At 67.1% G+C, this 26,053-nt stretch carries 27 protein-coding genes; 11 read left to right on the forward strand and 16 right to left on the reverse strand.

Annotated elements, in window-relative coordinates:
* Nucleotides 1–42 precede the first annotated feature (42 nt).
* A complete protein-coding gene (locus VGV58_RS26235) occupies nt 43–1,206 on the reverse strand; it encodes a glycosyltransferase (RefSeq protein ID WP_326877004.1) in 1,164 nt (387 codons plus the stop codon).
* 26 nt (nt 1,207–1,232) lie between these two features.
* The gene (locus tag VGV58_RS26240; RefSeq protein WP_326877005.1) at nt 1,233–1,790 is read right to left on the reverse strand and encodes a polysaccharide biosynthesis/export family protein; all 558 of its coding nucleotides are present in this window, start codon (nt 1,788–1,790) and stop codon (nt 1,233–1,235) included.
* Nucleotides 1,791–1,976: 186 nt separating this feature from the next.
* Between VGV58_RS26240 and VGV58_RS26245 the strand changes: the two genes are divergently transcribed.
* A complete protein-coding gene (locus tag VGV58_RS26245) occupies nt 1,977–4,145 on the forward strand; it encodes a GumC family protein (protein ID WP_326877006.1) in 2,169 nt (722 codons plus the stop codon).
* Nucleotides 4,146–4,212: 67 nt separating this feature from the next.
* Here the strand turns inward: VGV58_RS26245 and VGV58_RS26250 are convergent, their stop codons facing one another.
* The gene (locus tag VGV58_RS26250; protein WP_326877007.1) at nt 4,213–5,448 is read right to left on the reverse strand and encodes a GNAT family N-acetyltransferase; all 1,236 of its coding nucleotides are present in this window, start codon (nt 5,446–5,448) and stop codon (nt 4,213–4,215) included.
* Between the two features lie 116 nt (nt 5,449–5,564).
* Here VGV58_RS26250 and VGV58_RS26255 point away from each other — a divergent pair, with 116 nt between their 5' ends.
* Nucleotides 5,565–6,620: a polysaccharide deacetylase family protein gene (locus tag VGV58_RS26255; RefSeq protein ID WP_326877008.1), complete on the forward strand. Its 1,056-nt coding sequence runs from the start codon at nt 5,565–5,567 to the stop codon at nt 6,618–6,620.
* Nucleotides 6,621–6,634: 14 nt separating this feature from the next.
* Here the strand turns inward: VGV58_RS26255 and VGV58_RS26260 are convergent, their stop codons facing one another.
* Both VGV58_RS26260 and VGV58_RS26265 read right to left on the reverse strand, forming a co-directional pair.
* Nucleotides 6,635–7,645, reverse strand: a complete 1,011-nt coding sequence (locus VGV58_RS26260; protein ID WP_326877009.1) for an amino acid ABC transporter substrate-binding protein — start codon at nt 7,643–7,645, stop codon at nt 6,635–6,637.
* Between the two features lie 221 nt (nt 7,646–7,866).
* Nucleotides 7,867–8,076, reverse strand: a complete 210-nt coding sequence (locus VGV58_RS26265) for a DUF2842 domain-containing protein (RefSeq protein ID WP_326877010.1) — start codon at nt 8,074–8,076, stop codon at nt 7,867–7,869.
* 99 nt (nt 8,077–8,175) lie between these two features.
* Here VGV58_RS26265 and VGV58_RS26270 point away from each other — a divergent pair, with 99 nt between their 5' ends.
* Nucleotides 8,176–9,273, forward strand: coding sequence for a COX15/CtaA family protein (locus VGV58_RS26270; protein WP_326877080.1), 1,098 nt, complete (start codon nt 8,176–8,178; stop codon nt 9,271–9,273).
* Nucleotides 9,263–9,709, forward strand: coding sequence for an HIT family protein (locus VGV58_RS26275; RefSeq protein ID WP_326877011.1), 447 nt, complete (start codon nt 9,263–9,265; stop codon nt 9,707–9,709). Before VGV58_RS26270 ends, VGV58_RS26275 begins: the two co-directional genes overlap by 11 nt.
* Here VGV58_RS26275 and VGV58_RS26280 read toward each other — a convergent pair.
* From VGV58_RS26280 to VGV58_RS26295, 4 genes are all read right to left on the reverse strand, one after another.
* Nucleotides 9,694–10,971: an O-acetylhomoserine aminocarboxypropyltransferase gene (locus VGV58_RS26280; protein ID WP_326877012.1), complete on the reverse strand. Its 1,278-nt coding sequence runs from the start codon at nt 10,969–10,971 to the stop codon at nt 9,694–9,696. The genes VGV58_RS26275 and VGV58_RS26280 overlap by 16 nt on opposite strands.
* Nucleotides 10,972–11,043: 72 nt before the next feature.
* Entirely contained in the window at nt 11,044–12,267 is a 1,224-nt protein-coding gene (locus VGV58_RS26285; RefSeq protein ID WP_326877013.1) for an FAD-dependent oxidoreductase, read from the reverse strand.
* 12 nt (nt 12,268–12,279) lie between these two features.
* Nucleotides 12,280–13,254 (reverse strand): Bug family tripartite tricarboxylate transporter substrate binding protein, encoded by a 975-nt coding sequence (locus VGV58_RS26290; RefSeq protein WP_326877014.1) that lies wholly within the window; start codon nt 13,252–13,254, stop codon nt 12,280–12,282.
* A 62-nt stretch (nt 13,255–13,316) separates the two neighbouring features.
* Complete coding sequence (locus tag VGV58_RS26295; RefSeq protein WP_326877015.1) at nt 13,317–13,847, reverse strand: CoA-binding protein; 531 nt, start codon at nt 13,845–13,847, stop codon at nt 13,317–13,319.
* Between the two features lie 155 nt (nt 13,848–14,002).
* Between VGV58_RS26295 and VGV58_RS26300 the strand changes: the two genes are divergently transcribed.
* A complete protein-coding gene (locus tag VGV58_RS26300; protein WP_326877016.1) occupies nt 14,003–14,443 on the forward strand; it encodes a hypothetical protein in 441 nt (146 codons plus the stop codon).
* Nucleotides 14,444–14,506: 63 nt separating this feature from the next.
* Here VGV58_RS26300 and VGV58_RS26305 read toward each other — a convergent pair whose 3' ends face one another.
* Nucleotides 14,507–15,313: an enoyl-CoA hydratase gene (locus tag VGV58_RS26305; protein WP_326877017.1), complete on the reverse strand. Its 807-nt coding sequence runs from the start codon at nt 15,311–15,313 to the stop codon at nt 14,507–14,509.
* Nucleotides 15,314–15,407: 94 nt separating this feature from the next.
* Between VGV58_RS26305 and VGV58_RS26310 the strand changes: the two genes are divergently transcribed.
* The 3 genes from VGV58_RS26310 (at nt 15,408) to rpsI (ending at nt 16,951) form a co-directional block, all read left to right on the forward strand.
* Nucleotides 15,408–15,836 (forward strand): PaaI family thioesterase, encoded by a 429-nt coding sequence (locus VGV58_RS26310; RefSeq protein ID WP_326877018.1) that lies wholly within the window; start codon nt 15,408–15,410, stop codon nt 15,834–15,836.
* A 171-nt stretch (nt 15,837–16,007) separates the two neighbouring features.
* Nucleotides 16,008–16,469: a 50S ribosomal protein L13 gene (rplM, locus tag VGV58_RS26315; protein WP_126112599.1), complete on the forward strand. Its 462-nt coding sequence runs from the start codon at nt 16,008–16,010 to the stop codon at nt 16,467–16,469.
* A gap of 2 nt (nt 16,470–16,471) precedes the next feature.
* Nucleotides 16,472–16,951, forward strand: coding sequence for a 30S ribosomal protein S9 (rpsI, locus tag VGV58_RS26320; protein WP_326877019.1), 480 nt, complete (start codon nt 16,472–16,474; stop codon nt 16,949–16,951).
* 104 nt (nt 16,952–17,055) lie between these two features.
* Here rpsI and VGV58_RS26325 read toward each other — a convergent pair whose 3' ends face one another.
* The 4 genes from VGV58_RS26325 to VGV58_RS26340 form a co-directional block, all read right to left on the reverse strand.
* Nucleotides 17,056–17,709, reverse strand: coding sequence for an aspartate/glutamate racemase family protein (locus VGV58_RS26325; RefSeq protein WP_326877020.1), 654 nt, complete (start codon nt 17,707–17,709; stop codon nt 17,056–17,058).
* Complete coding sequence (locus tag VGV58_RS26330) at nt 17,706–19,166, reverse strand: MFS transporter (RefSeq protein ID WP_326877021.1); 1,461 nt, start codon at nt 19,164–19,166, stop codon at nt 17,706–17,708. The genes VGV58_RS26325 and VGV58_RS26330 overlap by 4 nt, the downstream gene beginning before the upstream one ends.
* A gap of 292 nt (nt 19,167–19,458) precedes the next feature.
* Entirely contained in the window at nt 19,459–20,298 is an 840-nt protein-coding gene (locus VGV58_RS26335) for a MurR/RpiR family transcriptional regulator (RefSeq protein ID WP_326877022.1), read from the reverse strand.
* A gap of 237 nt (nt 20,299–20,535) precedes the next feature.
* On the reverse strand, nt 20,536–21,417 hold the full coding sequence (locus VGV58_RS26340) for a LysR substrate-binding domain-containing protein (protein WP_326877023.1): 882 nt from the start codon (nt 21,415–21,417) through the stop codon (nt 20,536–20,538).
* 119 nt (nt 21,418–21,536) lie between these two features.
* Between VGV58_RS26340 and VGV58_RS26345 the strand changes: the two genes are divergently transcribed.
* Nucleotides 21,537–22,862: a serine hydroxymethyltransferase gene (locus VGV58_RS26345; RefSeq protein WP_326877024.1), complete on the forward strand. Its 1,326-nt coding sequence runs from the start codon at nt 21,537–21,539 to the stop codon at nt 22,860–22,862.
* A gap of 177 nt (nt 22,863–23,039) precedes the next feature.
* Here VGV58_RS26345 and VGV58_RS26350 read toward each other — a convergent pair whose 3' ends face one another.
* Entirely contained in the window at nt 23,040–24,401 is a 1,362-nt protein-coding gene (locus VGV58_RS26350) for a serine hydrolase domain-containing protein (RefSeq protein WP_326877025.1), read from the reverse strand.
* Between the two features lie 167 nt (nt 24,402–24,568).
* On the opposite strand from VGV58_RS26350, the gene VGV58_RS26355 reads away from it, so the two are divergent.
* On the forward strand, nt 24,569–24,781 hold the full coding sequence (locus VGV58_RS26355) for a DUF3126 family protein (RefSeq protein WP_057192263.1): 213 nt from the start codon (nt 24,569–24,571) through the stop codon (nt 24,779–24,781).
* A 5-nt stretch (nt 24,782–24,786) separates the two neighbouring features.
* Here the strand turns inward: VGV58_RS26355 and VGV58_RS26360 are convergent, their stop codons facing one another.
* Nucleotides 24,787–25,509, reverse strand: a complete 723-nt coding sequence (locus tag VGV58_RS26360) for a hypothetical protein (RefSeq protein WP_326877026.1) — start codon at nt 25,507–25,509, stop codon at nt 24,787–24,789.
* A 172-nt stretch (nt 25,510–25,681) separates the two neighbouring features.
* Here VGV58_RS26360 and VGV58_RS26365 point away from each other — a divergent pair, with 172 nt between their 5' ends.
* On the forward strand, nt 25,682–26,011 hold the full coding sequence (locus VGV58_RS26365; RefSeq protein ID WP_326877027.1) for a DUF6949 family protein: 330 nt from the start codon (nt 25,682–25,684) through the stop codon (nt 26,009–26,011).
* The last annotated feature ends 42 nt before the right edge of the window (nt 26,012–26,053 follow it).

Raw genomic sequence — 26,053 nt, forward strand, 5'->3', positions numbered from 1 at the left:
CGAGGATTCGCGAAAGCGGAACTGGAGGCGGCCGCCAGGACGTCAGCCGGCGCGCTTGACGAGCGCGGTCCGATAGGCGTCGAGGACGCCGTCGATCATCGCATTCAGGCAGAAATTGGCCCTGACATGCAGTGCAAGGTCGGCGGCCTCAGCCAGCCGCGCTGCCGCCGGTGTCGCCAGGACCTTGCGGATCGCGTCGGCCAGGATGGCCGGCTCGTTGGCGGAGATCAGGCGGCCGGCGTGCCGGGGGCCGTAGATTTCCTTGATGCCGCCGACATCGGTCGCGATCAGCGGCTGCGCCGCCGCTGCCGCTTCCAGAATCACATAGGGCAGCGATTCCGCGCGCGACGGGATCACCATGACATGCGCCTTGGCGAGCGCGGCGCGGATCGGTCCCGGCGGCTCGAAGACACATTGGCTCGCGACGCCCTGGTCGACGGTCATCTGCCGCAGCAGCGCCTCGTCCGGGCCGGAGCCGACGATCAGGATGCGCGGGGCCAGCCCGTCGCGGTGCTTCAGCAGCGCGAGCGCTTCGATCAGCGTGTCGACGCCCTTGGCCGAGCGCAGTTCGCCGAGATAGACGAGGTCGAACTCGGCAGCGGCATGATCGATCGGCTCGAATTCGGCTTCCGAAATGCCGTTCAGCACGATGCGATGGTCGGTGCGCGGCTTGTGCCCGACATGGGCCTCGAACCGCCCGGCGATGAAGGCGCTCTCGAACAGGAACATGTCGGTCGCCCGCTCGAGCAGGCGCTCGATCGTCATGTAGATGCGGTGCTCGGCGCTGCCGGGCTTGTAGTTGAAGCTGCCGCCATGCGGGGTATAGGCGGTGACGTAGCGCCGGCCGGGCGAGGCCAGGGCCGGCAGGCGGGCGTAGACGCCGCCCTTGGAGCCGTGCGCATGCACGATCTGCGGCGCGATTCGATTGCGGGTCGAGACCTCCGAGATCTGCGCACGCAGGTCGGTGAGACTCGGATAGCGTGACATCGGTACGCGGGTGACGCCGAGCGAAAGCTGCGGTGCGAGCTCGGCGAAGACCTGGTCGGCGCGCGCTCCGCCCGTGGTCGAATCGCAGAAGATGCCGACGGCATGACCGCGCGCGATCTGGCCGCGGGCGAGATCGAGGACATGCCGGAAGAGCCCGCCGAGCGGCGCGCGGAAGACGTGCAGGATCTTGAGCGGAGCGGAGCCGGCCGCGGCGGGCATGATGGTGGTATCCCGGGGAGAGCCGGTCAGAACCAGCGTTCCTTGATCACGATCGTGTCGCCAGGCCGGACCGGATAGGTGATCGGCACCGTGCCGGTGACGAGCTGGCCGTCCATCAGGCGGGTGACCTCGGCATAGTTGCGCTGGCCGCGCGGGGTGAAGCCGCCGGCGATCGCCACCGCGGTCTGCATCGTCATGCCGTTGACGAACGGGAACTGGCCGGAATTGGTGACCTCGCCGAGCACGAAGAACGGCCGGTAGGCATCGACCTCGACCGAGACTTTTGGTTCGCGCAGATAGCCGGCGCGCAGGCGTCCCTCGATCGCGCGCTCAAGCTGCTGCGTCGAGCGCCCTTGCGCCTCGACCGCGCCGATCAGCGGCATGGAGATGCGGCCGGAGCCGTCGACGGCATAGATGTTCGAGAGATTGTCCTGGCCGAACACGATGACGCGCAGCTTGTCGCCGCTGGCGAGCTGGTAGGGAGCGGTCCGCTCGACGGCGAATTCGGGCGCTTCGATGCGCGGCGCACAGCCGGCCACTGCGAGCGCAGCGGCAAGCGCCAAACAGACGGGATGTCTACTCATCATCACCGGCGAACCCTTCAGAATCTGCCCGTAGGGTTAGGCCAGCATGGTTAATAAAAGCTGAGCGCCCGGTCGCGAGAGACATCCCGGCGCTGCGCCGCTTTAACCCGCCAATAACCTTAATGCGCTCAGATGAGACTGCGTGCTCCCCCAGGGGCACAAGAGTTCTGCGTGAATGGAAGTCTCATGACCGCTCGCTACGATACCGTTGCGGCCGCCGGCGAGAGCCGCTCCGACCTGCTCGACCTGCCGGCTCTCTGGGCTGCGATCAAGGCGAAGAAGCTCTGGATCATCGGGCCGACATTGGCGGCGCTGGGCTTGTCCTTCGTTGCGGTCAACGTCATTCCGCCGCGCTATACCGGCCAGGCCCAGCTCCTGCTGCAGAGCCGCGACAGCTACTACACGCGGCCGGGCCAGGCGTCCGACAATTCCGGCCAGCAGTTCGATGCCGAAGGCGTGCAGAGCCAGGTCCAGGTCATCATGTCGCGGGATCTGGCGCGCGAGGCGATCAAGCGCATCGGGCTGGTCGGCAATCCCGAATTCGACTCCGGCGCCGGTGCGCTCGGGGCGTTGAAGAAGGTCGGCGTTCTGCTCGGCATCGGCGCCCATCCGGCCGATCGCTCGCCGGAGGAGCGGGTGCTGGAGAAATACTACGACCGGCTCCTGGTCTTCCCCGTCGGGCGTTCGCGCATCGTCGCGGTCGAGTTCACCTCGCAGGACCCGGCGCTCGCCGCCAAGGGCGCCAATGACATCGCCGCCGCTTATCTCGAGATGGAGGAGGCGGCCAAGCAGGACACCGCCCGCAGCGCTTCGTCCTGGCTCTCGACCACGATCGAGCCGCTGCGCAGGAAGCTGGCTGAGTCCGAAGCCAAGGTCGAGGAGTTCCGCTCCCGCCACGGCCTGCTCGTCGGCACCAACAACACCACCATCACCGCCCAGCAGCTCGCCGACCTGTCGGCGCAGCTCTCCACCGCGCGCAACCAGCAGGCCGAATCGCAGGCCAAGGCCTCGATCATCCGTGACGCCATCAAGGCCGGCCGCACCTTCGAGATTCCGGATGTCGCCAACAACGAGCTCGTCCGCCGGCTGATCGAGCAGCGCGTCAACCTGCGTGCCCAGATCGCGCTCGAATCGCGCAACCTCCTGTCGGAGCACCCGCGTATCAAGGAGCTGAACGCCCAGCTCGCCGATCTCGAGGGCCAGATCCGCGCCGCCGCCGAGCGCGCCGTGCGCACGCTGGAGAACGAGGCGAAGATCGCCGGCCAGCGCGTCGAGAGCGTCACCGCCGCCCTCGACGGCCAGAAGAAGACGGTCTCCGGCGCCAATGACGACGAGGTTCAGCTGCGGGCGCTCGAGCGCGAGGCCCGCACCCAGCGCGAGCAGCTCGAGCAGTACATGCTGCGCTATCGCGAGGCGCTCGCTCGCGACGCGCAGAATGCGACGCCGGCCGATGCCCGCATCATCTCGCGTGCGGTCGAGCCGACCGCGCCCTCCTTCCCGAAGAAGCTGCCGACCATGGTGGTCGCGACGCTCGCGACCTTCCTGGTCGCGCTGGCGGCGGTCGTCTCGCGCGAGCTTCTGAACGGCGGAAGCCCGGCGCCCGCCGAGGACGCGCCGCGCCGCAAGATGCGCGCACGCGCCGAGCCGCAGATGGAGACGCCGGAAGAGGACGAGCAGAACGTCGTGAAGGCGGCGCCGGCGCGTCGCGAGCGCATTGCCGGCCTCCTGACCCATGGCGGGCGTGTCGGCCAGCTTCATCTCGACGTCGCCGATCCTGAGTCGGTCGCGGCCGATCTCGCGGCCTGCATCAACAAGCCGAGCGAAGGCCATGCGCCGCTCGTCGTGGTGCTGGACGGGGCCGAGCCGGGCGAGGCTTTGCCGCGGACGCTGGCGCTGCTTCTCTCCGAACGCAGCCGCTGCATCCTGGTCGACCTCTCCAGCGATTCCCGCGACCAGGCCGGCTTCTCCGAGCTGCTCGCCGGCGAGGCGATGTTCTCCGACATCATCACGCGCGAGCCGGATTCGCGTCTGCATGAGATCGCGCCGGGCCGAGCCGGGCGCGCGGCGGTGCTGGCGGCGTCCGACATCGTCGACGTCGCGCTGGATGCGCTCTGTGAGACCTATGACTGGGTGCTGGTCGCCGCTGCCTCGACCGACGAGGCGGAGGCGCTTGCGCCGCTGCTGGGCCGCGCCCAGGGCGCACTGGTCATGGCCGGCCATGTCGGCAACGGCCATGCGGTCGAAGCCGCCTATCGCCTCACCGACCTGACCGGAGCCCCGATCGCACTCGTCATGGTCGATGCGCCGGAGCCGGTCGAGATCGCCGTGTCGGACAAGGAGCCGATGCCGGCCTGAGCATCGGACCGAAACGTGGCCACCACGTTTCGGATGACCCAGACGCTCTGACGAAGACGCAGGCGGGCTACTCGTCCGCCTCTGCCGGCTTGCGGCGCCTCAGCAGCCCGAGGATGCGTTGCGCCATTTTCAGGGCAAGGGGCGAAGCCTTGATCCGTCGCTTCAGCGCGCGCTTCGCCTGACTGTAGCTTGCATAGGCCCGCCCTTTGGCCGTGAGCGGGACGAAGGTGTCGACGAGTTCGTCGCTGTCGTCGCAGATCGTCGTCTTGTAGCGGGCCTCCCCGACGCCGAGGTCGAACATGGTGAGACCGACCTGGCATTTGCGCTTGATCAGCTCGACCAGGAGAATTTCGCCGGGGCTCGTGCGCGATGTTTCGGAGAAAAGGTCGAAGGAGGTCGCCATGCCGGAGAAGCGCTTGCCCTGCACGGCACCGACATAGGTCGCGACCGAACGGCCGGCGAGGTCGAGCGAATAGAGCTCGATCGCGGGAGAATGGCTGGGCCGTCCGATCGCCCCCTCGCGCAGGAAGGTCCGGATCGCCGGGGCGGCGAACGGGTCCGGCACGCCCATCTGGGCGAAGCGGGCCGCCTTCTGCGCCAGGAACGCGTCGAGCACGCGCTCGATCTCGGCGTCGCTGCGGGCCTGCACCAGCTCTGACGGCCCGAACTCGGCGAAACGATTGCGCTTCGTCGTCATCTTCTTGCGGGCATGCTTGCTCATCGAGCGCCGGAGCGTGCCTTCGCAATCGCCCGGTTCGAGCGCCAGCTTGTAGGCACGGCTCGGGCTCTGCCCGGCGGCGAGCCTGGCGGGCGGGTTGGAGATGCCTTGCCAGGCGGTCGGCTGGTTGATCAGGAACAGCGCGTCGATCCCGCCGATCGCTGCGCCGATCTCCTGGAGCAGCTGCTGGGCTGCCGCCGCATCGAGCGCTTCGGCGAAGTCCGGCCGATAGAGCGCCATGTGATAATTGGCGTGCTTGCCGCCGATGAACTCGGCGAAGCGCGTGCCGAGGCGCCTGGTAACCACCAGCGGGAACAGCGCGAGCAGATCGCCCTGGCCGTCCTCGACCCGAACGAAACGGAAGTCCATCCCCTCGGCCCGGCCGATCGTCGTGGCGAAAGGGTGGACCCAGTCATAGGCCTGATAGGGCGTCACCAGCGCGTCGGCTTCCAGTGCGCGCCAATCGGCTTCGAGGGCGGCAAGGTCGCTGCCGACAACGACCCTGGCCCAGCGGCACGCTTCCGCATCCCGCCGCGGGGCAGGGGCGGCGGACGGGCTGGGCGCGCGGTCGGCGACGACGGACATGCCGCTTTCCTTAACCCCGCATTGTGAACGGACCTGCCACTGTCGCGGACGTTGCAAGACAGCTTCGCCGAACAGCGTTAGCGAAGGGTTGAATCGATCTCTCGGAGACGCCGGGCATGAGCCTGCGCCACAAGGCTTTTTCAGCCGCCTTCTCGGCCATCGCCGCGACCGGCGCCGACCGCTGGGGCAGGGGGCTCGCGCAGGGCAAGGGCGCGATCTTGACGCTGCACCATGTCCGCCCAGCGGCGGCCGGCAGCGGCTTCCGCCAGAACGGGCTTCTGGAGATCACGCCCGATTTTCTCGACCGGGCGCTGACGCTGATCCGCGCCGAGGGCTATGACATCGTCTCGCTCGATGAGGCGCTGGCGCGGCTGGCCGATCCAAGGCCCGGCCGCTTCTTCGTCGCCCTGACCTTCGACGACGGCTATCGCGACAATCTCGACCATGCGTGGCCGGTGCTGGCCAGGCATCAGGCGCCCTGGACGCTCTATGTCGTGCGCGGCTTCGCCGAGCGCACGGCCCGGCTCTGGTGGCTGGAGCTGGAGGAGGCGATCCGGGCACTGCGGCGTGTCTCTGTCGAGTTGCCGGATGGTCGCTTCGACGCGCTGGCGGGAACCGATGGCGAGAAGCAGAATGCGTTCGACCGGCTCTACTGGCGTCTGCGCAAAGGCCCGGAAGCGATTCTGCTCTCGGCGATTTCCGGTCTTGCGGCAGAGGCAGGCATCGATTCCGCCGGGCTGGTCGAACGCGAATGCCTGCCCACCGAGACATTGCGATCGCTTGCCGGTGCGCCCGGCGTCACCATCGGCGCGCATACGCTGAGCCATCCGATGCTGGCCAAGCACCCCGAAGAGGAAGCGCGCCGCGAGGTCGTCGAGAGCAAAGCCTGGCTGGAGGACGCGCTGGGCACGCCCGTCCGCCACTTCGCCTACCCGGTCGGCGATCCCGGCTCCGCCGGGCCGCGCGAATTCGCGCTGGCGAACGAGGCGGGCTTCGCCAGCGCCGTGACGACCCGGCCGGGGCATCTCTTCGCCGAGCATGCCGACCATCTGCACGCGCTGCCGCGCGTCTCGCTCAACGGCCTGCATCAGAGCGAGGTGGCGCTGAAGTCGCTGCTGTCAGGGCTGCCCTTCCTGCTCTGGAATCGCGGCAGGAAGGTCGATGTCGGTTAGCCGCTAGCTGGTCCTCAGCGAATCGGCGGAGCGTAGTGCAGCCCGCCCTGCTTCCAGGAAGCGTTCAAGCCGCGCTCGATCTTCAGCGGGCTGTCCTTGCCGATATTGCGGTCGAAGACCTCGTTATAGGCGCCGACCTTGCGGATGATGTTCAGCGCCCAGTCCTTGGACAATCCGAGCGACTCGCCGATCGCGCCTTCGCGGCCGAGCAGGCGCAGGACATTGGGGTCCTTCGTCGAGGCTGCGGCCTGCTCCACCGTGCTCGACGTCAGCCCGAATTCCTCGGCCGCGTGCATGGCATAGGCCGACCATCTGACGATATTGTACCAGGGGTCGTCGCCCTGCCGGACCGCGGCGCCGAGTGGCTCCTTCGAGAGCGTATCGGGCAGCACTGTGTGCTTTTGCGGCTCGGTCAGCTTCGAGCGGAAGGCGTAGAGGACCGAGCGGTCGGAGCTGAACGCGTCGCAGCGGCCTGATTGATAGCCCTGCAGCGCCTCTTCCTGGCTGGCGAACGCAACGATCTCGTTCTTCAGATTGTTGGTGCGGAAGAAGTCGGTGAGGTTGAGCTCGGTCGTCGAGCCCTGATTGGTGCAGAGCGTCGCGCCGTTCAACTCCTTGCCGGATTTGACCTCGCCCGAGCGGACCATGATGCCCTGGCCGTCGTAATAGGTCACGGCCGCGAACAGAATGCCGTTGGTGGTCTCGCGCCCCATCGTCCAGGTCGTCGTATTGAAGAGGATGTCGACCTCGCCGGACTGCAGCGCCGTGAACCGAGCCGCTGCTGGGAGCGGCACGATCATCACCTTCTCGGGATCGCCGAACACTGCCGTCGCCACAGCCCGGCAGAAATCGACGTCGAGGCCGCGATGACGGCCGGTCGCGTCGGCGATGGAGAAGCCGGGCGTGCCCATGGTCGAGCTGCATTTCAGGACGCCGCGCTGCCTCACGGTGTCGAGCGTGCCGGCCTGCGCCAGGCTCCCGCTGAGAACGAGCCCGAGCGAGCCCAGCTGTAGCAACCTCTTCATGACCCCATCCCCCCAACTCATCCGCGGCATGCATTATGCCGGTCGACCTGATCGATCGCGGCGAAACGCTATTGCGGTCGTTGAGAGAGAGGCGCTCTAAATTGGCGGCCCAGCCGCAAGTTTTTTAAGTTCGGTGGGCCGAAAATGCAGGAAACGACAAGGCGGCTTGGGAGTGTTCGAGCCGGCGATGATCTCGCAATGCCGACGCCGAGAAACGGCGATCAGACCTCGTCCTTGCGCTCCATCCATTTGATCAGCGGCAGCAGCGGCAGCACCCAGATGAGCCCGAGCACGATATAGGCGATGGTCTGCACCGGCTTCGAGGCTTCGGTGATCCGCCCCTGCGCCAGCGCCATGGCGACGAGCGCGTAGACGCAGACGAAGACGATCATCACGACCGTGCCGACGAGCTTGCGATGGGTCTGCCTCATGGCGATCTTCAGTCCGGGCTGCGGCATTGCGGGCGTTGTTCAGGTCTCACGGGCGGACTATCTGTCACCCGCCGCCGCGCTTGTGAAGCGTATTCAAGCCTGCTCCCTGCGACCCGAGGTCCCGCCGCCGTGACGATCGCGCTCGATCAGCCTGCCGTTCCGGCCGTTGCGAACCATGCCGGCATCCGCCGCTGGCTCTGGGCCGTCGCCTTCCTCGTCTTCGTCATGGTCGTGGTCGGCGGGGCGACGCGATTGACCGGCTCGGGCCTCTCGATCACCGAATGGCGGCCGGTCACCGGCGCGATTCCACCACTTGGCGATGCTGCCTGGGCGCTTGAATTCGAGAAATATCGCCTCAGCCCGCAGTTCCAGCTTCTGAATTCCGGCATGGAGCTCGCCGACTTCAAGTTCATCTACTGGTGGGAATGGGGCCATCGCCAGCTCGGCCGCTTCATCGGCCTGCTCTACCTCGCCGGCTTCCTCGTCGTCCTGCTGCGGCGCTCGATGCCATGGCGCGAAACCGCGCTCCTGTTCGGCATGGGCCTGCTGCTCGGCCTGCAGGGCACGATCGGCTGGATCATGGTCGCTTCGGGCTTGCAGCCTGGCATGATCGCCGTCGCGCCGGTCAAGCTGACGCTGCATTTGACCTTCGCCGGCCTCTTCTTCGCCAGCGTCATCGCCTTCGCAACCTGGCTGACCCCGCTGCGCCGGATCGAGCCGGCACGGGGCAGGGCAGCCGCCTGGCTCCTGCTCTTCTTGCTCTTCGTGCAGATCGCGCTCGGCGGGCTCGTCGCTGGCTCCAGGGCCGGCTTCACCTTCAACACGTGGCCGCTGATGGACGGGGCGCTGGTGCCGTCCTCCACGACCCTCTTCGCCGGCATGTCGTTCTGGGAGAACTTCGTCGACAATGTCGCGTTGGTGCAGTTCAACCACCGCATCGGCGCCTATGTCCTGTTCGCCTTCGCGCTCTGGCAGATGCTCAGCCTGCGCCGCGCCGCGCCGGGCTCAGGCGCCGCCAAGCGCGCGACCGCCATTGCCGGGCTCGTGCTCGCGCAATCTGTGCTCGGCATCGTGACGCTGCTGCTGGTCGTGCCGCTCTGGGCCGGCCTCGCCCATCAGGCGCTCGGCTTCACCGTGCTGGCGATGGGCGTGGTGCATCTCACACGCACGCAACAGGGAGAGCGGCATGCGGCCTGACGGCTGTCTGTTCTGTGCGATCACGGCCGGAAAGGTGCCGTCGCATCGCGTTGCCGAGACCCAGAACCTCGTCGCCTTCCTCGATATCGCGCCGGTGCGACCGGGCCATGTCCAGATCGTGCCGCGGGCTCACCATCCCTATTTCGAGGAGCTGCCGGCGGAGCTCGCGGCCGAGATCATCCAGCTCGGCCAGCGCGTGGCCAAGGCCTTGAAGCGGATCTACGGCGTGCCGAAGGTCGCCTTCATGTTCACCGGTAACGACATCGCCCATGCGCACGCCCATCTCATTCCGATGGTGCGCTCCGACGATGTGACCTCCCGGCGCTACATCGCCGAGGAGGTCGTGACCTATCGCGACTGCCCGCGACCGCCCGCGGATGAGCAGCAGGCAACCGCCCGCCGCATCCGCGAGGAAATGGATCAGGCCAGCGCCTGATCCAGGTCGGCGATCAGGTCCTCGACATCCTCGATGCCGATCGACAGGCGCACCACCTCGGGGCCGGCGCCCGACGCGGTCTTCTGCGCGTCCGAAAGCTGGCGGTGGGTGGTCGACGCGGGGTGGATCACCAGTGAGCGCGTGTCGCCGATATTGGCGAGGTGCGAGAACAGCTGGAGTTTCGAGACCAGCTGGATGCCGGCGTCGTAGCCGCCCTTGAGGCCGAAGGTGAAGACCGCGCCGGCGCCCTTGGGGCAATAGCGCTGGGCGAGGGCGTGGTACTTGTTGTCCGCCAGGCCGGCATAGTTCACCCACTCGACCGCCGGGTGCTTGGCAAGATGGGTCGCGACCTTGAGCGTGTTCTCGCAATGGCGCTGCATGCGCAGCGGCAGCGTCTCGATGCCGGTCAGGATCATGAAGGCGTTGAAGGGCGACAGCGCCGGGCCCATGTCGCGCAGGCCGAGCACGCGGGTCGCGATCGCGAAGGCGAAGTTGCCGAAGGTCTCGCCCAGCACCATGCCGTTATATTCCGGCCGCGGCTTGGACAGCATCGGGTAGCGCTCGTCGCCGACCCAGTTGAACGAGCCGCCATCGACGATCAGGCCGCCGATCGAGTTGCCATGGCCGCCGAGGAACTTGGTCGCCGAATGCACGACGATGTCGGCGCCGTGCTCGAAGGGGCGGATCAGATAAGGGCTCGCCATCGTGTTGTCGACGATCAGCGGGATGTTGTGCTTCTTCGCGATCTTCGAGATGCCCTCGATATCGACGATGACACCGCCCGGATTGGCGATGGATTCGATGAAGATCGCCTTGGTCTTCGGCGTCACCGCCGCGGCGAAGGCTTCCAGATCATCGGAATCGGCCCAGATCACGTTCCAGCCGAAGTTCTTGTAGGAGTGGTTGAACTGGTTGATCGAGCCGCCATAGAGCTTCCTGGCGGCGACGAACTCGTCGCCCGGCTGCAGCAGCGCGTGGAAGCACAGGAACTCCGCGGCGTGGCCTGAAGCCACCGCGAGCGCGGCGGTGCCGCCCTCCAGCGCCGCGACACGCTCTTCCAGCACCGCGTTGGTCGGGTTGCCGATGCGGGTATAGATGTTGCCGAAGGCCTGCAGCCCGAACAGCGAGGCGGCATGATCGACATCGTCGAATACGAAGGAGGTCGTCTGGTAGATCGGCGTGGCGCGCGCGCCGGTGGCTGCGTCGGGAGCGGCGCCGGCATGGACGGCGAGCGTGTGGAAACCCGGTGCGCGGTCTGACATGGCGTGCTCCCTGATAATTCTGATCGTGAAACGGTCTTGTTCGATTTAACGAACGGTCTGCGAGGCGTCAAATCATGGTCGTGGCGCTAGCTCTGGCCCGATATGCTCCGGTCGGACGCCCATGCCGACCATGCGGGCCGGCAGGCGGCGCAGTAATGGAAAGCGTTGCAGCAGCCTGAGCGGCCAGGGTGGCGCGATCGGCTTGTCCGCCGCAAGCAGCGGCGTGATCACCCGGTTCTGGATCGCGATTTGCGCTCCCTGTGTAACCTTGGCCGGCCATTCGCGCCGCTTCTGCACGGCGGCGAGGTCGGTATCCGCCAGGGTTCTCTCGCGCAGCGGTTTGGCCAGCAGATTGGCAGCCGCGACCGCATCCTGGATCGCCAGGTTGATGCCGACGCCGCCGATCGGCGACATCGCATGCGCGGCGTCACCGATGCAGAGGAGCCCCGGCTGCCACCAGCGCTCCAGCCGGTCGACCGCGACCGAGAGCAGCTTGATGTCGTCCCAGGAGGAGAGTTCACCAGTCCGATCGGCCAGCTCCGGCGCCAGCGCGAGGAGCCCGGCCTTGAAGGCGTCGAGCCCGGCGGCCCGCAGGCGCTCCAGCGAGCCCTTCGGGATGATGAAGGCGCATTGCCAGTAGTCGCCGCGATTGAGCCGGATGAAGAAGCGCCCGGCCGCGACCTGGCCGAAGGCCTGCGCCGGCTCGTCCGGTCGGCGGCTCAGGCGGAACCAGAGCACGTCCATCGGCGCGCCGAGTTCGGTGACGCTGAAGCCCGCGGCGTCGCGCACGTCGGAACGCCGGCCATCCGCCGCGACGACGAGGTCGGCGCGGATCTCCAGCGGGCCGTCGGGGCCGTCCGCATTCACTCCCGCGACCCGCCCGTTCTCCTCGATGAGCCCGGTGGCCTTCGTCTGCATCAGCAAGCGGAACCTTGGATACTCCCGGCCGCGATCGGCGAGGAAATCGAGGAAGTCCCATTGCGGCATGAAGGCGATGAAGGGCGCCTTGACCGGCAGGTGACTGAAATCGGCGACGGTGATGTCCTCATTGCCGAAACGGGCGACGAGGTCGTCTTCCCTGACATGCGGTAGCTTGAGGAACTCGTCCAGCAGGCCGAGCTCGTGCATCACCTGCATGGTCGAGGGATGGATGGTGTCGCCGCGGAAGTCGCGCAGGAAATCGGCGTGCTTCTCCAGCACGATCACATCGACGCCGGAGCGTGCCAGCAGGAAGCCGAGCATCATCCCGGCCGGGCCGCCGCCGGCGATGCAGCAGGTCGTGCTGTCTTGGCTCATGCCTGTCTCCGCCTACTCGGCCAGCTTGATCCCGGTCTTCGCCACCAGCTCGGTCAGGATGGCGCGGTCGCGGGCCATGAAGGCGCCGGTTTCCTGCGGGCTCCAGGCGACGGGCTCGATCACCAGCTCGCGATAGCGTGCGACCAGCTCGGCGTCGGTCATCGCCGCGTTGATCGCAGCGCTCAGGATGCGCAGCGTATCGGGCGCGATGCCGGCCGGCGCGACGATCGAGGCCCAGCCGGGATAGATCAGGTCGACGCCCTGTTCCCTGAGTGTCGGCAGGTCAGGGAGCTGCGGCTGGCGTGCATCGGTAGTGACGGCGAGCGCCTTCACCTTGCCGCCCTGGATGTTGCCGAGGCTGGCGGCGAGGCTGTCGATCATCACATGGACTTGGCCCGACATCAGGTCGGCAGCGGCGAGCCCGGCGCCGCGATAGGGCACATGCGCCAGCTTGAGGCCGGCGGCCTGCATGATCATCTCGAAGACGAGGTGGTTGGTGCCGCCGATCCCGGCCGAGGCGAAATTGAGCTGGCCGGGGCGCTGCCTGGCATAGGCGAGGAGTTCGGAGAGCGAACTGACCGGCAGGGTCGGCGAGGCGTTCAGCACCAGCGGGAACAGGCCGAGCATGCCGACGGGGACGAAGTCATGCTCGACGTCATAGGGCAGCCGCTGCCCGAGCGCCGGGGCGGCGGCGAAGCTTGCCGCAGTCGCGACGAGGAGCGCGTGGCCGTCGGCCGCAGCCTTGACCACGGCCTGTCCGGCGACGATGCCGTTGGCGCCAGGCCGGTTGTCGATGATCACAGACTGGCCGAGCTGCCGCGCCAGGGTCTCGCCGAGGCGGCGCGCCGCGATATCGGTGCCGCCAGCCGGCGCGAAGGGCACGACGAGCTGGATCGGCCGTTCCGGGAAGGCGGCGTGGGCGCTGCCGGTACCGAATGCGCTGACAAGCCCGGCGAGCAGGACGTTGCGGCGATCGAGAGGGGGCATCGGCCTTCTCCGGCAAGAGCGGGAGCGGCGAGATTAGCGATCGTCCGGCGGCGGGGAAGGGGTTACGTGCCCGGACGGTTGATCGTCAGCTTCTGGAAGCCCTTGCCGGCGAGCACAGGCTTCTTCGCCGAGAGAATGCGCGAATTGATGCCCTGCCAGCCGATCTCGCCCGAAAGCCGGCCATATTCGATCTTCGGGCAGCGGTTCATGATCACGGTGACGCCCTTGGCCTCGGCCTTGGCCGCGGCCTCGTCATTGCGCACCGAGAGCTGCATCCAGATCACCTTGGGCAGCGGATCCAGGCTCAGCGCCTCGTCGGTGATCGGGCCGGCGGCTTCCGAGTTGCGGAAGATCTCGACCATGTCGACCGGCTGCGGGATCTCCTTCAGCGAGCCGTAGACGGTCTTGCCCAGCAATGTCTGGCCGGCGAGCCCAGGATTGACCGGGATCACGTCATAGCCGCGATCGAGCAGGTATTTGGTGACGATCCAGCTCGGCCGCGCCTCGTTGGCGGAGGCGCCCACCAGCGCGACGGTCTTCACCTCGCGCAGGATGCGGCGAATGAGCGCATCGTCGTAAGCGTCGTGATTCACGGAGTCAAAATCCCAGCGAATTGAACGAATTACCAGCCTTCCCTGAATCGGCGGCAAAGTCGCGCGGATGTCCGGAACATGGCGTCGGCAAGCTGGTTCCCCATCTTCAGGAGTGAAGGGCAAATCCCGCTCTTCATCAGTAAGGAGGGCCTGCCATGTGCGACTACAGTCTGCACCATGTTATGTCGACTCCTGCCAAGGTCGGCGACGTCCTCAAGACTACCGGTTTCCCGGGGTCGAGCACCCGCGGGTTCTGCGCCGCCAATGAGCCGAACGTCGCGGTTTGCGTCATGCCCGGCACGGAGCTGGCGTTCTCGGCCGAGATCGAATGCGACAGGGCGATCGGTTTCCTGCCGCATCGCCGGCTCGGGGAGACGCTGGCTCGCTTCCGCCAGGTCGATCTCGACAAACCCTATGCCCATCACGACGCCATAGAGCTGCCGAATGGGCGGATCGAATTGCTGACCAACCTCTCGGTGGGCCAGAGCGCGACCGTGCTGCAATTGCCGGCTGATGAGCAGGCGCAGCGGGCGACGCCCGCGGAGGCCGAGCCGGCACCGGCGAGATATGAGCCGATCCCGCTCTTCGGCATCTGATCGAGCAGAAATGAACGCATAGGCGTCCAACCAGCGGACTCGCCCCGGGGCGAGCCCGCCTGTTCAGCTGTGGCGCCAGTCCGGCGTACGCTTTGCCATGAAGGCGCCGATGCCTTCTTCCGCGTCGCGGGCCAGCATGTTCTCGACCATCACCGCCGAGGCATGGTCATAGGCCGCCTTCAGCCCCATCTCGCGCTGCTCGTAGAAGGTGCGCTTGCCGACCTTGACCGTCGCCGCCGATTTCGAGGCGATGATCGCGGCGAGCCGCTTCGCCTCGGCCAGCGCCTCGCCCGCCGGCACGACGCGGTTGACGAGGCCCATGCGGGCAGCTTCCGGAGCTGGCACCATCTCGCCGAGCAGCAGCATCTCCATCGCATGCTTGGCCGAAAGGTTGCGCGAGAGCGCCACCATCGGCGTCGAGCAGAACAGGCCGATATGGACGCCGGGCGTGCAGAAGCGCGCGCCTTCGCCTGCGACGGCGAGGTCGCAGGTCGCGACGAGCTGGCAGCCGGCGGCGGTTGCCGTGCCTTCGACCGCTGCGATCACCGGCTGGGGCAGGGCGGTGATCTGCTGCATGACACCAGAGCAGCGTCCGAGGACATCGGCGAAATAGGCGCGGCCGCGATCGGGATCGGCCCGGCGCGCGCTCATCTCCTTGAGATCGTGCCCGGCCGAGAAGACCGGGCCGGCCGCCGCCAGCACCACGGCACGGACGCTGCGGTCTTTCGCGATGGCGGCGAGCGTCTCGGACAGCGCCGCCAGCATCGCCTCGCTCAGCGGATTGCGTGCCTCGGGCCGGTTCAGGGTCAGCGTCGCGATGCCGTCGGCATCCTCGCGCAGCAGGATCTGCGCCTTGGCATGGGCATTCATGGCAACAGGCCTTTCGCGGTTTATCCTATTGTCGGAAGGCGGGGGCCGTGCTGCAAGGGGGCTAACGTCCGATCAGCCCACGGTTTTCCGCACGATGACGACCCGCATGAGCGCCGCCGAGATCGAGGCCTATCTCGATCAGGTCTTCCCGCAGCTCCATTATGGCGGGCGCACCTATTTCGTCGAGGAGGTCGGCCCCCTCTCGGCGCGCATGCGCTGCGACTATCATGAGAAGCATCTGCGGCCTGGCGGCACCATCTCCGGCCCGACCATGATGGCGCTGGCCGATCTCGCGCTCTATGTCGCGATCCTCGCCCAGATCGGCCCGGTCGCGCTCGCGGTGACCACCAGCCTCAACTACAATTTCCTGCGCAAGCCCGGACAGTCAGCGCTGATCGGCGAGGCGAAGCTGCTCAAGCTTGGCAAGCGCCTCGCCGTCGGCGAGGTCTGCCTCTATTCGCAGGGAGAAACCGAGATGGTCTGCCACGCCACGGGAACCTACTCGATCCCGGTGGGGAGATAATTGCGGTATCTGGATACCGTTTTGTGCATTGCGCTGAAAACAATGCGTTTTTCGTCAGAGCAGCGCATTATCCTCGCTTGACATCGCCAGGGTAGCCGCCTATCCAGCGCCCACACCGCCGCCGGCCTGCCGGCGGCTTGTCCTTTTTTCAAGCAGCCGAAGGGTGCCGCGATGAAGACCATCTCGCTCAAGCCCGCCGATGTCGAGAAGAAGTGGGTTGTGATCGACGCCTCCGGGCTCGTCGTTGGCCGTCTCGCCTCCCTGGTGGCGATGCGTCTGCGCGGCAAGCACAAGGCCGCCTACACCCCGCATGTCGACTGCGGCGACAACATCATCGTCATCAACGCCGACAAGGTGGTGCTGACCGGTCGCAAGCGCGACCAGAAGATCTACTACCATCACACCGGCTATGCCGGCGGCATCAAGGAACGCTCCGCCAAGTTCATTCTCGAAGGTCGCTTCCCGGAGCGCATCGTCGAGAAGGCTGTCGAGCGCATGCTGCCCCGCGGCCCGCTCTTCCGCCAGATCCTCGGCAATCTGCGCGTCTACAAGGGCGCTGAGCATCCGCATGCCGCCCAGTCGCCCGAGGCGCTCGACGTCGCGGCGCTCAACCGCAAGAACGCGAGGGTCTGACGATGGCCGAGGTTCTCCAGTCTCTCGAGCAGCTCGGTCAGGTCGCCAAGGGCGTCCAGGCCGAGGCTCCCGTCCACGTCAAGAAGGTCGATGCGCAGGGCCGCGCCTATGCCACTGGCAAGCGCAAGAACGCCATCGCCCGCGTCTGGATCAAGCCGGGCTCCGGCAAGATCACGGTCAACACCCGTGACCAGGAAGTCTACTTCGCCCGTCCGGTGCTGCGCCTGATCCTGCAGCAGCCGCTGATGCTGGTCGATCGCATGACCCAGTACGACGTCGTCGTCACGGTCAAGGGCGGCGGCCTCTCCGGCCAGGCCGGCGCGGTCCGTCACGGCATCTCGAAGGCTCTGACTTTCTACGAGCCCGAGCTGCGCGGCCCGCTCAAGAAGGAAGGCTTCCTGACCCGCGACTCGCGCGTGGTCGAGCGCAAGAAGTTCGGCAAGGCCAAGGCCCGCCGCAGCTTCCAGTTCTCGAAGCGCTGATCGGCGTCAGAAAACGGCGATTTCAGGGGTCGGCAGAAATGCCGGCCCCTTTTTTTGTCGATCGACGGGGTGACGCCGACGCCTCGGCCCTCGAGGGGCCGGCCTCAGCGTTGCATTCTCTCGAAGATGGCAGCGACGGCGGCAGGTATCGGCGCGATGACGGGGGTTGAGAACCGTGATTCCAGAGCGCCGGCGGCCTCGCCGAGCGGGCCACCTCCGATGATGACGGCCTGCGCGTCGTCGGCTGCGATGCAGGCATCGACCACCTCGCCGAGGGCCTGCGTCAGGGCCGCCTTGTCATCGGTCAAGGCAGCAGGATCCCCGGCAGTGCAGCGGATGCCGGCCAGCAGCTCGGCGAGGCCGAGCGCGCTTGCGCGCGCTGCGATGGCGTCGACCAGCTTCGGCGTCGTGGTCGCGACGCCGAAGCGCCGCCCTCCCTGCGCCGCCATCCGCATCGACGCCTCGCAAATGCCGGCGACCGGGATGTCCACCTGCTGCCGCAAGGTCTCCAGCCCGGGATCGCCGAAGGCGCTGACGATGATGCCGACGCAATCGGGCGCGTGCCGTATGCCGATCTCGACGACCTCATCTGCCGAAGCGAGCAGATCCCCTTCCGTCACGATCATGGCCGGGCTGCGCTTGGCCGTGGCGACTGCCACGGCCAAGACGTCCCCTGCCGCCCGCTGCGCGATGGCTTGCATCATCGCGCTGGTCGCCTGCGAGCTGTTCGGATTGATCAACAGGATATGCGGGGTCACGCACTCATCGCCTTTGCTGGTTCGGACAGGGGCTCGGCCGGAGCGACATCGGTCTCGGCCGGCTGGGTGATGTCTTCCATCGAGCGACCATAGGTCTCCGGCCCCATCTGGATGCAGATCACGAAGACCGCATACATCGCTGCGGCGAGCGCGAAGACGCCGACCATGCCGTATTTGTCGAACAGCATGCCCGAGATCGTCGGCACGAAGGAGCCTGCCGCCGAGCCGGTCGCCAGGATCAGCGCGACGCCGAAGGCGCGGATGCGGGTCGGGAACAGTTCGGGCGCATAGATCCAGATCGAGGTGTTGAGCAGCAGCACGAAGAACTGGAAGATCGCGCCGAACAGCAGCACCATGTAGATGTTGCTGCCGAGATAGGCGATCGACACCGCGGCGACGCAGGCCAGGGCTGCGCCGGTTGTGAGGACCAGCTTGCGGGGCAGGTAATAGCCGAAGGTCGAGGCCGCGATCGCGCCGAGTACGCTGCCGCTCTGGATGATCATGCTGTAGAGCAGGCTGCCCTGCAGCGTGTAGCCCATCGAGACGAAGATCACCGGCATCAGCGTCAGCACCGAGAGCTGGGCGCCATAGCTCATCAGGATGGCGATGGCGACGGGGACCGTGCGGCCGATGAAGGGCCGGCGGAACAATTCGCGCCAATCGGCCTTGGTCGCGGCGGGCATCTGCGCGGGATCAACGGCAAGGAAGGGCTGCACGACGAGGTTGCGCGGCCGCAGGCTGCCCGAAGCCAGGATCGAGAGGACCTTGTTGGCCTCGTCCAGGCGGTTGCGGGAGGCCAGGAAACGCGGCGTCTCGGGCACGTAGCGCCGATAGAACACCGCCAGCAGCGCCGGCACCGCCAGAGCCGCAAAGAGCCAGCGCCAGCTGTTCTCGCCGGGAAACAGCGAAAAGATCAGCAGGCCGAAGGCCGGAGCCAGGAAATTGCCGAAGCCGCCGGCGCCGACATTGACGAGGCCCGCTGCAGTGCCCCGGAACTTGGAGGAGCAGAACTCCGAAAGCATCGTCACGGCGGTGGAGATTTCACCGCCGACGCCGAAGCCGACGATGGCGCGCGCAATGCAGAGCGTGAAGAAATCCGGCGCCAGGGCGCAGGCGCCGGAGCCGATCGAGAACAGCAGGAGGTTCAAGGTCAGCATCACGCGACGGCCATAGCGGTCGCCGAGGATGCCCGACATGAGCCGGCCGATGGCGGCGCTGGCGAAGGTGATGGTGTTGAGGAAGCCGATATCGGCCCCGGTCAGTCCCCAATGCTGCCGCAGCAGCGGGCCGGCGACGCCGATGGTGTTCTGCTCGAAACTGTCGAACAGGCAGCCGATCAGCACGAGCGCCAGAATCTGTTTGTGGGCCCCCGTCACACCGATCTTGTTGAGGGCGGAATCCAATTGTCGGCTCATCGGCGTCGATGCGCCCGATGACTGCGAGATCTCCATTGCCATGATCGTTCCCCTGGTTGTTGGTGGTTGTCCGCGCAATGCCTCCCGCTGTTCTTTGGCTGGTGTGAGGCTGCGGCATCGGCTGGTGCCCTGGAAGCGGCCGTCTCCTTCTGCGTCGTTCCAGAAGCGGTTCGTCTCCTCCGAACCGATCTGGAACAATCTGATCATGTTAAGGTATATGAAACTGCAGTTTCAGAAAAGGTCATAAATGCGCCATCGCTGCCGCTTCCCGCGGCGGGCCCGTCGCTTCTTCACGATGGATGAAAACGGCCCGTCCGCGACGGCTCGGACGGTGTCAGAGCTCGTCGAGCGCGTCGTTCAGCGTCTCGATGTTGCGCAGGCGCGTGCGGCCCTTGGCCCCGGCGATCTCGATGCAGCGCATGATCAGGAGATGGCAGAGCGCCATCACCGCCGTATGGTTGAACAGCGGCCCGGGCGCCAGGGTCTGGCAGCGGAGATGCCACTGGCTGCGCGTTTCGTAATCGGCGTTCTCGTCCGTGACGAAGAGCAGCCGCGCGCCTGATCTGGCGATCTGGTCGAGCAGCATGTCGGTTTGGGAGACGCGTCGGCGCAACCCGAAGAAGATCACGACGTCGTCCGGGGAGAGACTGACCAGATGCTCGCCGAAGGTCTGGCCGCTGCCGGGGATGGCGACGATGTTCTCGATGACCTGGGTCAGCTGCCATTGCAGATAGGTCGCGAAGGCGAAGCTCGCCCTGAAGCCGATCACCCAGACCTTGCGTGCCGCGAGGATCGCCTCGGCAGCGGAGCCGATCTGGCTCTCGCCGATCGTGCGGAAGGTTTCCTCGATATTGGCGATGCCCTGGGCGAGGTTGGCGGCGATCGATTGCTCGCCGGTCGTATCGGCCGTGGTGAGGAACAGGCGCGAACCGCTTTGCCGGTCGAGCCTGGCGTGCCGGCGGGCCTCCTCATAGCCCTCATAGCCCAGCCGCTGGATGAAGCGGGAGACCGTCGCCTTCGAGACATGGGCCAGCGCCGCCAGTTCCTGTGCCGAATAGGTCGCGACCTCGCCGGGGAAGTCGCAGATGAAATCGCCGAGGCGTCGCTCGGCCGGAGAGAGATCGGGCAGGATGCTGCGGACGCGGCTCAGAAACGACGTTTCCTTGGAATTCATTGCCGGGACCGCAGGATTGGAGATAGCGCAACCTCGTCCGTCATGACCTGCTTTGCAAGCCATGGCTGGTGGGCAGGCAGATTATCGTGCCACCCCATCGCTTTTCCTTGGAAGACGATGGCGCTCGCGGCAAGCTCCGCAGGCGCCCGTTGCGGACGCTGGCCGGCTGCCGGACAGCAGATGTTCGAACGGAGGGCATCGGGAGCTCTCCCGGCTTCTCGCCTTTCAGGGGCTGGATCAGGCATTCGCCTCCAACCAGGCGACGACCTCGGCCCGTCGCGGATGCGGCTTGCCGGCGGCTGGGAATGGCAGGGTCAGCCGGTCGCCGCTGGGGAGTTCGTCGGCGAAGGGCGCGACCAGCCGCCCATCCGCGAGATAGGGCGCGACCAGGCTCCGGCGCCCGATCAGGATGCCGGCGCCGCCGAGCGCCGCGTCGAGCGCCAGCGCATAGAGCGAATAGGACGGCCCGCGGCCTGGATCGACTCCATCCGCCCCGGCATGACGCAGCCAGCGCGCCCAGTCGCTGCGCCAGACGGCATCGTGCAGCAGGGTTTGGCCGACGAGATCGGCAGGCGTTCGCAAGGAGCGGGCGAGTATTGGCGTGCAGACCGGGAACAGGCTGTCCTCGCCGAGCGCGAGCGCATTGGGCGGCGGCTTTGTGAGATAGAACAACGCCAGGTCGAAATTGTCGTGCCGACCAGCCGGCGGCTCCTCCATCGCACTGATCGAGATCGCCAGCCCGGGAAAGGCCTGCTGCAGCGCCGGCAGCCGCGGCGACAGCCAGAGCTGGGCAAGGCAGGGCAGGGCGGCGATGGCGAGCGCCCGGCCGGCATGGCTCGCCTTGAGCTCCTGCACGGTCAGGGCGAGCGCATCGAAGGCGGCGCTGAGCCGCGGCCTTGCTTCCTGCGCGGCATCCGTCAAGGCGACGCCTTGCGGCAGCCGCCGGAACAAGGTCAGCCCGAGAAAAGCTTCGAGGTGGCGGACTTGCTGGGCGATGGCGCCTTGCGTCACCCCGATCTCCTCAGCTGCCCGCGAGAAGCTGCCGAGCCGTGCCGCGGCCTCGAAGGCGCGTAGCGCATTGAGCGGTGGCAAGGGCGGGCGGGGCGGTTTGACGGGCATCGGCGGCACGAGGTTTCAGGCCTAGATTTTCTAGGTCTGCCGACGACGATAACTGGTTTGCATCCGCGCCGGCAAATCGCTGCAATGGCGGCAGGAAACAACACTCTGCGGGGATGGCGATGACGGTGAAACTGGCGCGGCGCGGTTGGGTGCCGGCGGCGAGCGAGGACTATGTGCTGCGGATCGCCGGCGAGGTCGCCGGCCAGGACCGCGCGGCGCGCGAGACTCGGCTCGCCAACCTCGTCGCCGAGAACCGCAACATCCACGAGCGCGACTGCGTCAACCTCAACCCGGCGACCAATGTGATGAACCCGCGGGCGGAGGCGGTGCTGGGGCAGGGGCTCGGCAGCCGGCCCTCGCTCGGTTATCCCGGCGACAAATACGAGATGGGCCTTGAGGCGATCGAGCAGATCGAGGTGATGGCGGCAGAGCTTGCAGCGCAGGTCTTCGGTGCGAACTACGCCGAGATCCGCGTGCCCTCCGGGGCGATCGCCAATCTCTATGTCTTCATGGCGGCGGCGAAGCCGGGCGATGTCGTGATTGCGCCGTCGCCCGCGATCGGCGGCCATGTCACCCATCATGGTGCCGGCGCCGCCGGACTCTATGGCGTCGTCACCCATCCGGCGCCCGTCGATGCCGCCGGCTACACGGTCGATGTCGAGAAGCTGCGCGAGGATGCGCTGCGGCTCCGGCCCAAGGTCATCAGCATCGGCGGCAGCCTCAACCTGTTCCCGCATCCGATCCGCGAGATCCGCGCCATTGCCGACGAGGTCGGCGCGATCGTGCTGTTCGACGCTGCCCATCTCTCCGGCATGATCGCTGGCCATGGCTGGCAGCAGCCGCTGGAGGAGGGCGCTCACGTCATGACGATGAGCACCTATAAGAGCCTGGGCGGCCCACCCTCCGGCTTGATCGTCACCAATGACGCGGGCCTTGCCGAGAAGCTCGACGCGATCGCCTATCCCGGCCTCACCGCCAATTTCGATGCGGCGAAATCGGCGGCACTGGCGATCACGATGATGGACTGGCAGGAGTTCGGCCGCGACTACGCGGCGATGATGGCGGCGACGGCGAAGGCGCTGGCCGAGGCGCTGGCCGAGCGGCAGGTGCCGGTCTTCGCGCGCGACCGCGGCATGACCACCTCGCATCAGTTCGCCATCGAGGCGGCGCCTTATGGTGGCGGGCAGGCGGCGGCGAAGCGGTTGCGCGCCGTCAATATCCTGAGCTGCGGCATCGGCCTGCCGATCGCGGAGGTCGCCGGCGACGTTAACGGACTCAGGCTCGGCACGCCCGAGATCGTCCGCTTCGGCATGAAGCCCGAGCACATGCCCGAGCTCGCCGGTTTCATCGCCGACGGGTTGTCGCGCGCGCGCCCGGACGAGGCGATCGCCCGCGATGTGACAGCCTTCCGCCGGAGGTTCGGCCGGCTGCACTATGTGCGGTGAGATAACGTAGGCGGATGAAGAGGCGGGGAACCCTTCTCCCGTGTGGGAGAAGGGCAGGGATGAGGGCCTGCCCTGTCCGCAGAAGGCTCAACAGCTCCGTCGCATTCCAATAATCAGCGGCGGTCCCTCACCCCTACCCCACTCCCATCCGGGAGAGGGGATCCCGCGCACTACGTCTCAACCATACCGCTCCAGCATCTCGGCCTTCAGCGCCTCTTCCCCGATCACCTGCGCCGCTCCGAGCCAGGCCTCCGTGATCTCGCCCGCGGCATTACGGACGAGACGCGCCCGCTCGCCTGGGCTGGCGAAGGCCGAGGCCTTGACGATGCGGCCCTGGTCCTCGCCTTCCGGCACGATCTCGCCGGCGTCGAAGAAGGGATTGAACAGCGCCGGATTGGCCATCAGCACCTTGCTGTCGACCGGGACGAGGTCGCCGGCGCCCCAGATCGTCCAGAGGCGCTTGCGCCAGCGTTCGGTCGCCAGCGTGGGCGCGCCATGTTCGGCGAAGGTCCGGAAGACCTGGATCACGCCGTCGAGCCAGGGATGGGCGAGGCCGTCGATGGCATTGGTCAGCACCGAGACGGTGAGGCCCTGTTCCGGCACGGTGGCGGTGCGGGTGATGAAGCCCTGGAAACCACCGGAATGGCCGACCCAGTCCCAGCCATCGCCGCCACCCGAGATGGTGCCGAGCCCATAGTGCCGGCCGAGGCTGCTTTCGGCATCGGGCCAGAGCCGGCGCGTCATCTCGCGGCGGCTCAGCGCCGACAGAACGCTGCGCTCGGCCTTGGGCGAGAGCTGGGCGATGTAGCGGGCGATATCGGCCGCGGTCGCGACGAAGCCGGCGGCCGAGACCATGGCGTTGCCGGGATTGTCGGCCGGGATGACAACGCGCCGGCCGAGCGGCTGCGTGCCGCTATGGCCCTTCGCCATCGGCCCGTTCCAGAGGGTGATATCGGGCCTGGTCTCTTTCAGCCCCGCAGGCGCGACGATCTCGCGGGCGATCCAGTCGGCGTAAGGTTCGCCGGTCACCGTTTCGATGACGAGGCCGAGCAGGCCGAAACCGTGATTGGAGTATTTCAGGCGCTGCGAAGCCGGGAAGACAGGGGGCCTGGCGAGATCGGCCAGCAGCTCGTCCTTGCGCAGATAGGGCTTGCGATCGAAGAACTGGCCGCAATCGATCCCGTCCCGCAGGAGGCCGGCGCTGTTGGAGAGCAACTGGGTCAGCGTCACCGCCGCGACTTCGGGGTGCAGGCCCTCGACATGGGCATCAGCCCTGTCGTCGAGGCGCAGGCGTCCTTGTTCGGCGAGGCGCAAGATGCCGGCGGCAGTGAAGCTCTTCGAATGCGAGGCGATACGGAAACCATGGCGCGGTGTCAGCGCCTCTCCGGTCGAGAGGTCGGCGCTGCCGAAGGCGGCTTCGAGGACGATCTCGCCACCGTCGGCGATAGCGACCGCGCAGCCGGGCTGGTCATGGAGGCGGCGCTGGAATTCGAGCCAGCTTGCGACATAGTCGAGTGCGGCGGGCAGCCAGGGCTTCATCGGGAAATCCATCCTCGAGCGGGGTGAACCGAAGCTTGGCATAGGTGAAGATGCCGCGTCAGCGTCGCGGAGCGCGGGAGCCATGCGTTGTTGGCGGAAACGCCTTCGTCCTTGCCCTTGGCGCTCACGCGTGGCATCCGTCCGCGCCACACATAAGGATCGTTACCGTGGACAAGACCGAACTCGCCAAGCTCGAAGCCTATCTCCGTCGCACCTTCGCCAACCACAACATCAGCGTGCGCGCGCGGCTGAAGAAGACCGATTCGGCCGAGGTCTACCTCGCCGACGAGTTCATCGGCATCATCCATGTCGACGACGAGGATGGCGACCGCTCGTTCAACTTCACCATGGCGATCCTCGACGTCGATCTCGAGGACTGAGGCGCTCAGCGCATCAGCCCGTCGATCGTGCGGCGCACGCCGCCGAGCATGATCTGCCAGTCGGCGACGATGGCGCGCGGAAAGCGGATGTTCACATCGACGCCGCGATGGCGGAAGGTCACGCGGCAAGGCTCGTCGAGACCGCTCTGGGCGGTCTCGACCGGGCAGCGTGCCGCAAAGCCGCGCGCATCCGGCACCGAGACATAGAGTTCGTCGCCCTCATAGGGCGAGCCCTTGCGGAAGCCGCGCACCACCAGCCCGCCCGGATTGGACCAGACCGTCGGCGTCAGGAAGCGGGCATAGGTCGAGAGTTGCGTTGCCGGCTCGTTGACCTTGTCCGGCGGACTCAAGGTCACCAGCAGGCGGTGCCTGGTGTCGGGCATCACCGGCCCAAGGCTCGGCCAGTCCAGGCGCAGGCGCGCCATGCCGACCAGGCGTCCATCCTCGCCATCGGCGCCAGTCAGGTTCTCCGGGATCGCCAGGACGACCTCGCCGACCCGCGACGCCTGCAGCTCTGTGCCGGCGTCGGAATCGGGGCGGGTGGCGAACAGGGCAAGCCCGGTGCCTGCCAGCCCGAGAAAGACGATCGCCGCCGCAAGTCGCAGCAAGGCCCGGTCGCCGCGCGGCAGGGCCGGCGCGGGGCGGCGCCTGAGATGATTGCGGATCAGCGTTGCGACATCGGTGGCGCTGGCGAGCGGCTGGGTCTGGTCGGGCGCGTAAAGGCTCATTGGATTCGTCCCCGGGGCCGACGCGCGACCCTGTCAGGGAACTGAAGCAGAGCCGCCTTAACGCCCCGTAAACCATGTCGGCGCCAGCGTGGTTAACCAAAGGTTAAAGCTTCGCTTCCGCAGTCGCTTTCCTTGCGCCATGGTTCGCCGGCATCCGCTGGAAGCTGCGCCCGTGACGCTCGAACCCTCCGCTGTCGAGGCCCTGAAATCGCTGGTCCTCGGCTTTGCCTTCGCCGGCCTGCTGGCGAGCGCCTTCGAATTGTTCACGCACAAGCGCGCCGGCTTCGAATTGCTGCAGGGCGGCGGCGTCGGTGCCGTGGCGAGCGTGCCGGTGGTGGTGTTCAGCGCGCCCTTCCTGATCCTGCGCAACACCGTGCGCGGCCGGAGGATCGAGGGGCGGCCCTTCTTCTTCGTGATGGCGGCGAGCATGATCGCCTCGCTCTGGAGCCTGATCAGCGGCCGGGTGGTGCTCGACCTGCTGATGATGCTCGGCGCGGCTTGACGGGCAGGGCGCCGGCCCTGCAATCCTCCAGGTGAAACTTCG

The organism is Allobosea sp. (assembly GCF_035944895.1).
GTDB lineage: Bacteria > Pseudomonadota > Alphaproteobacteria > Rhizobiales > Beijerinckiaceae > Allobosea.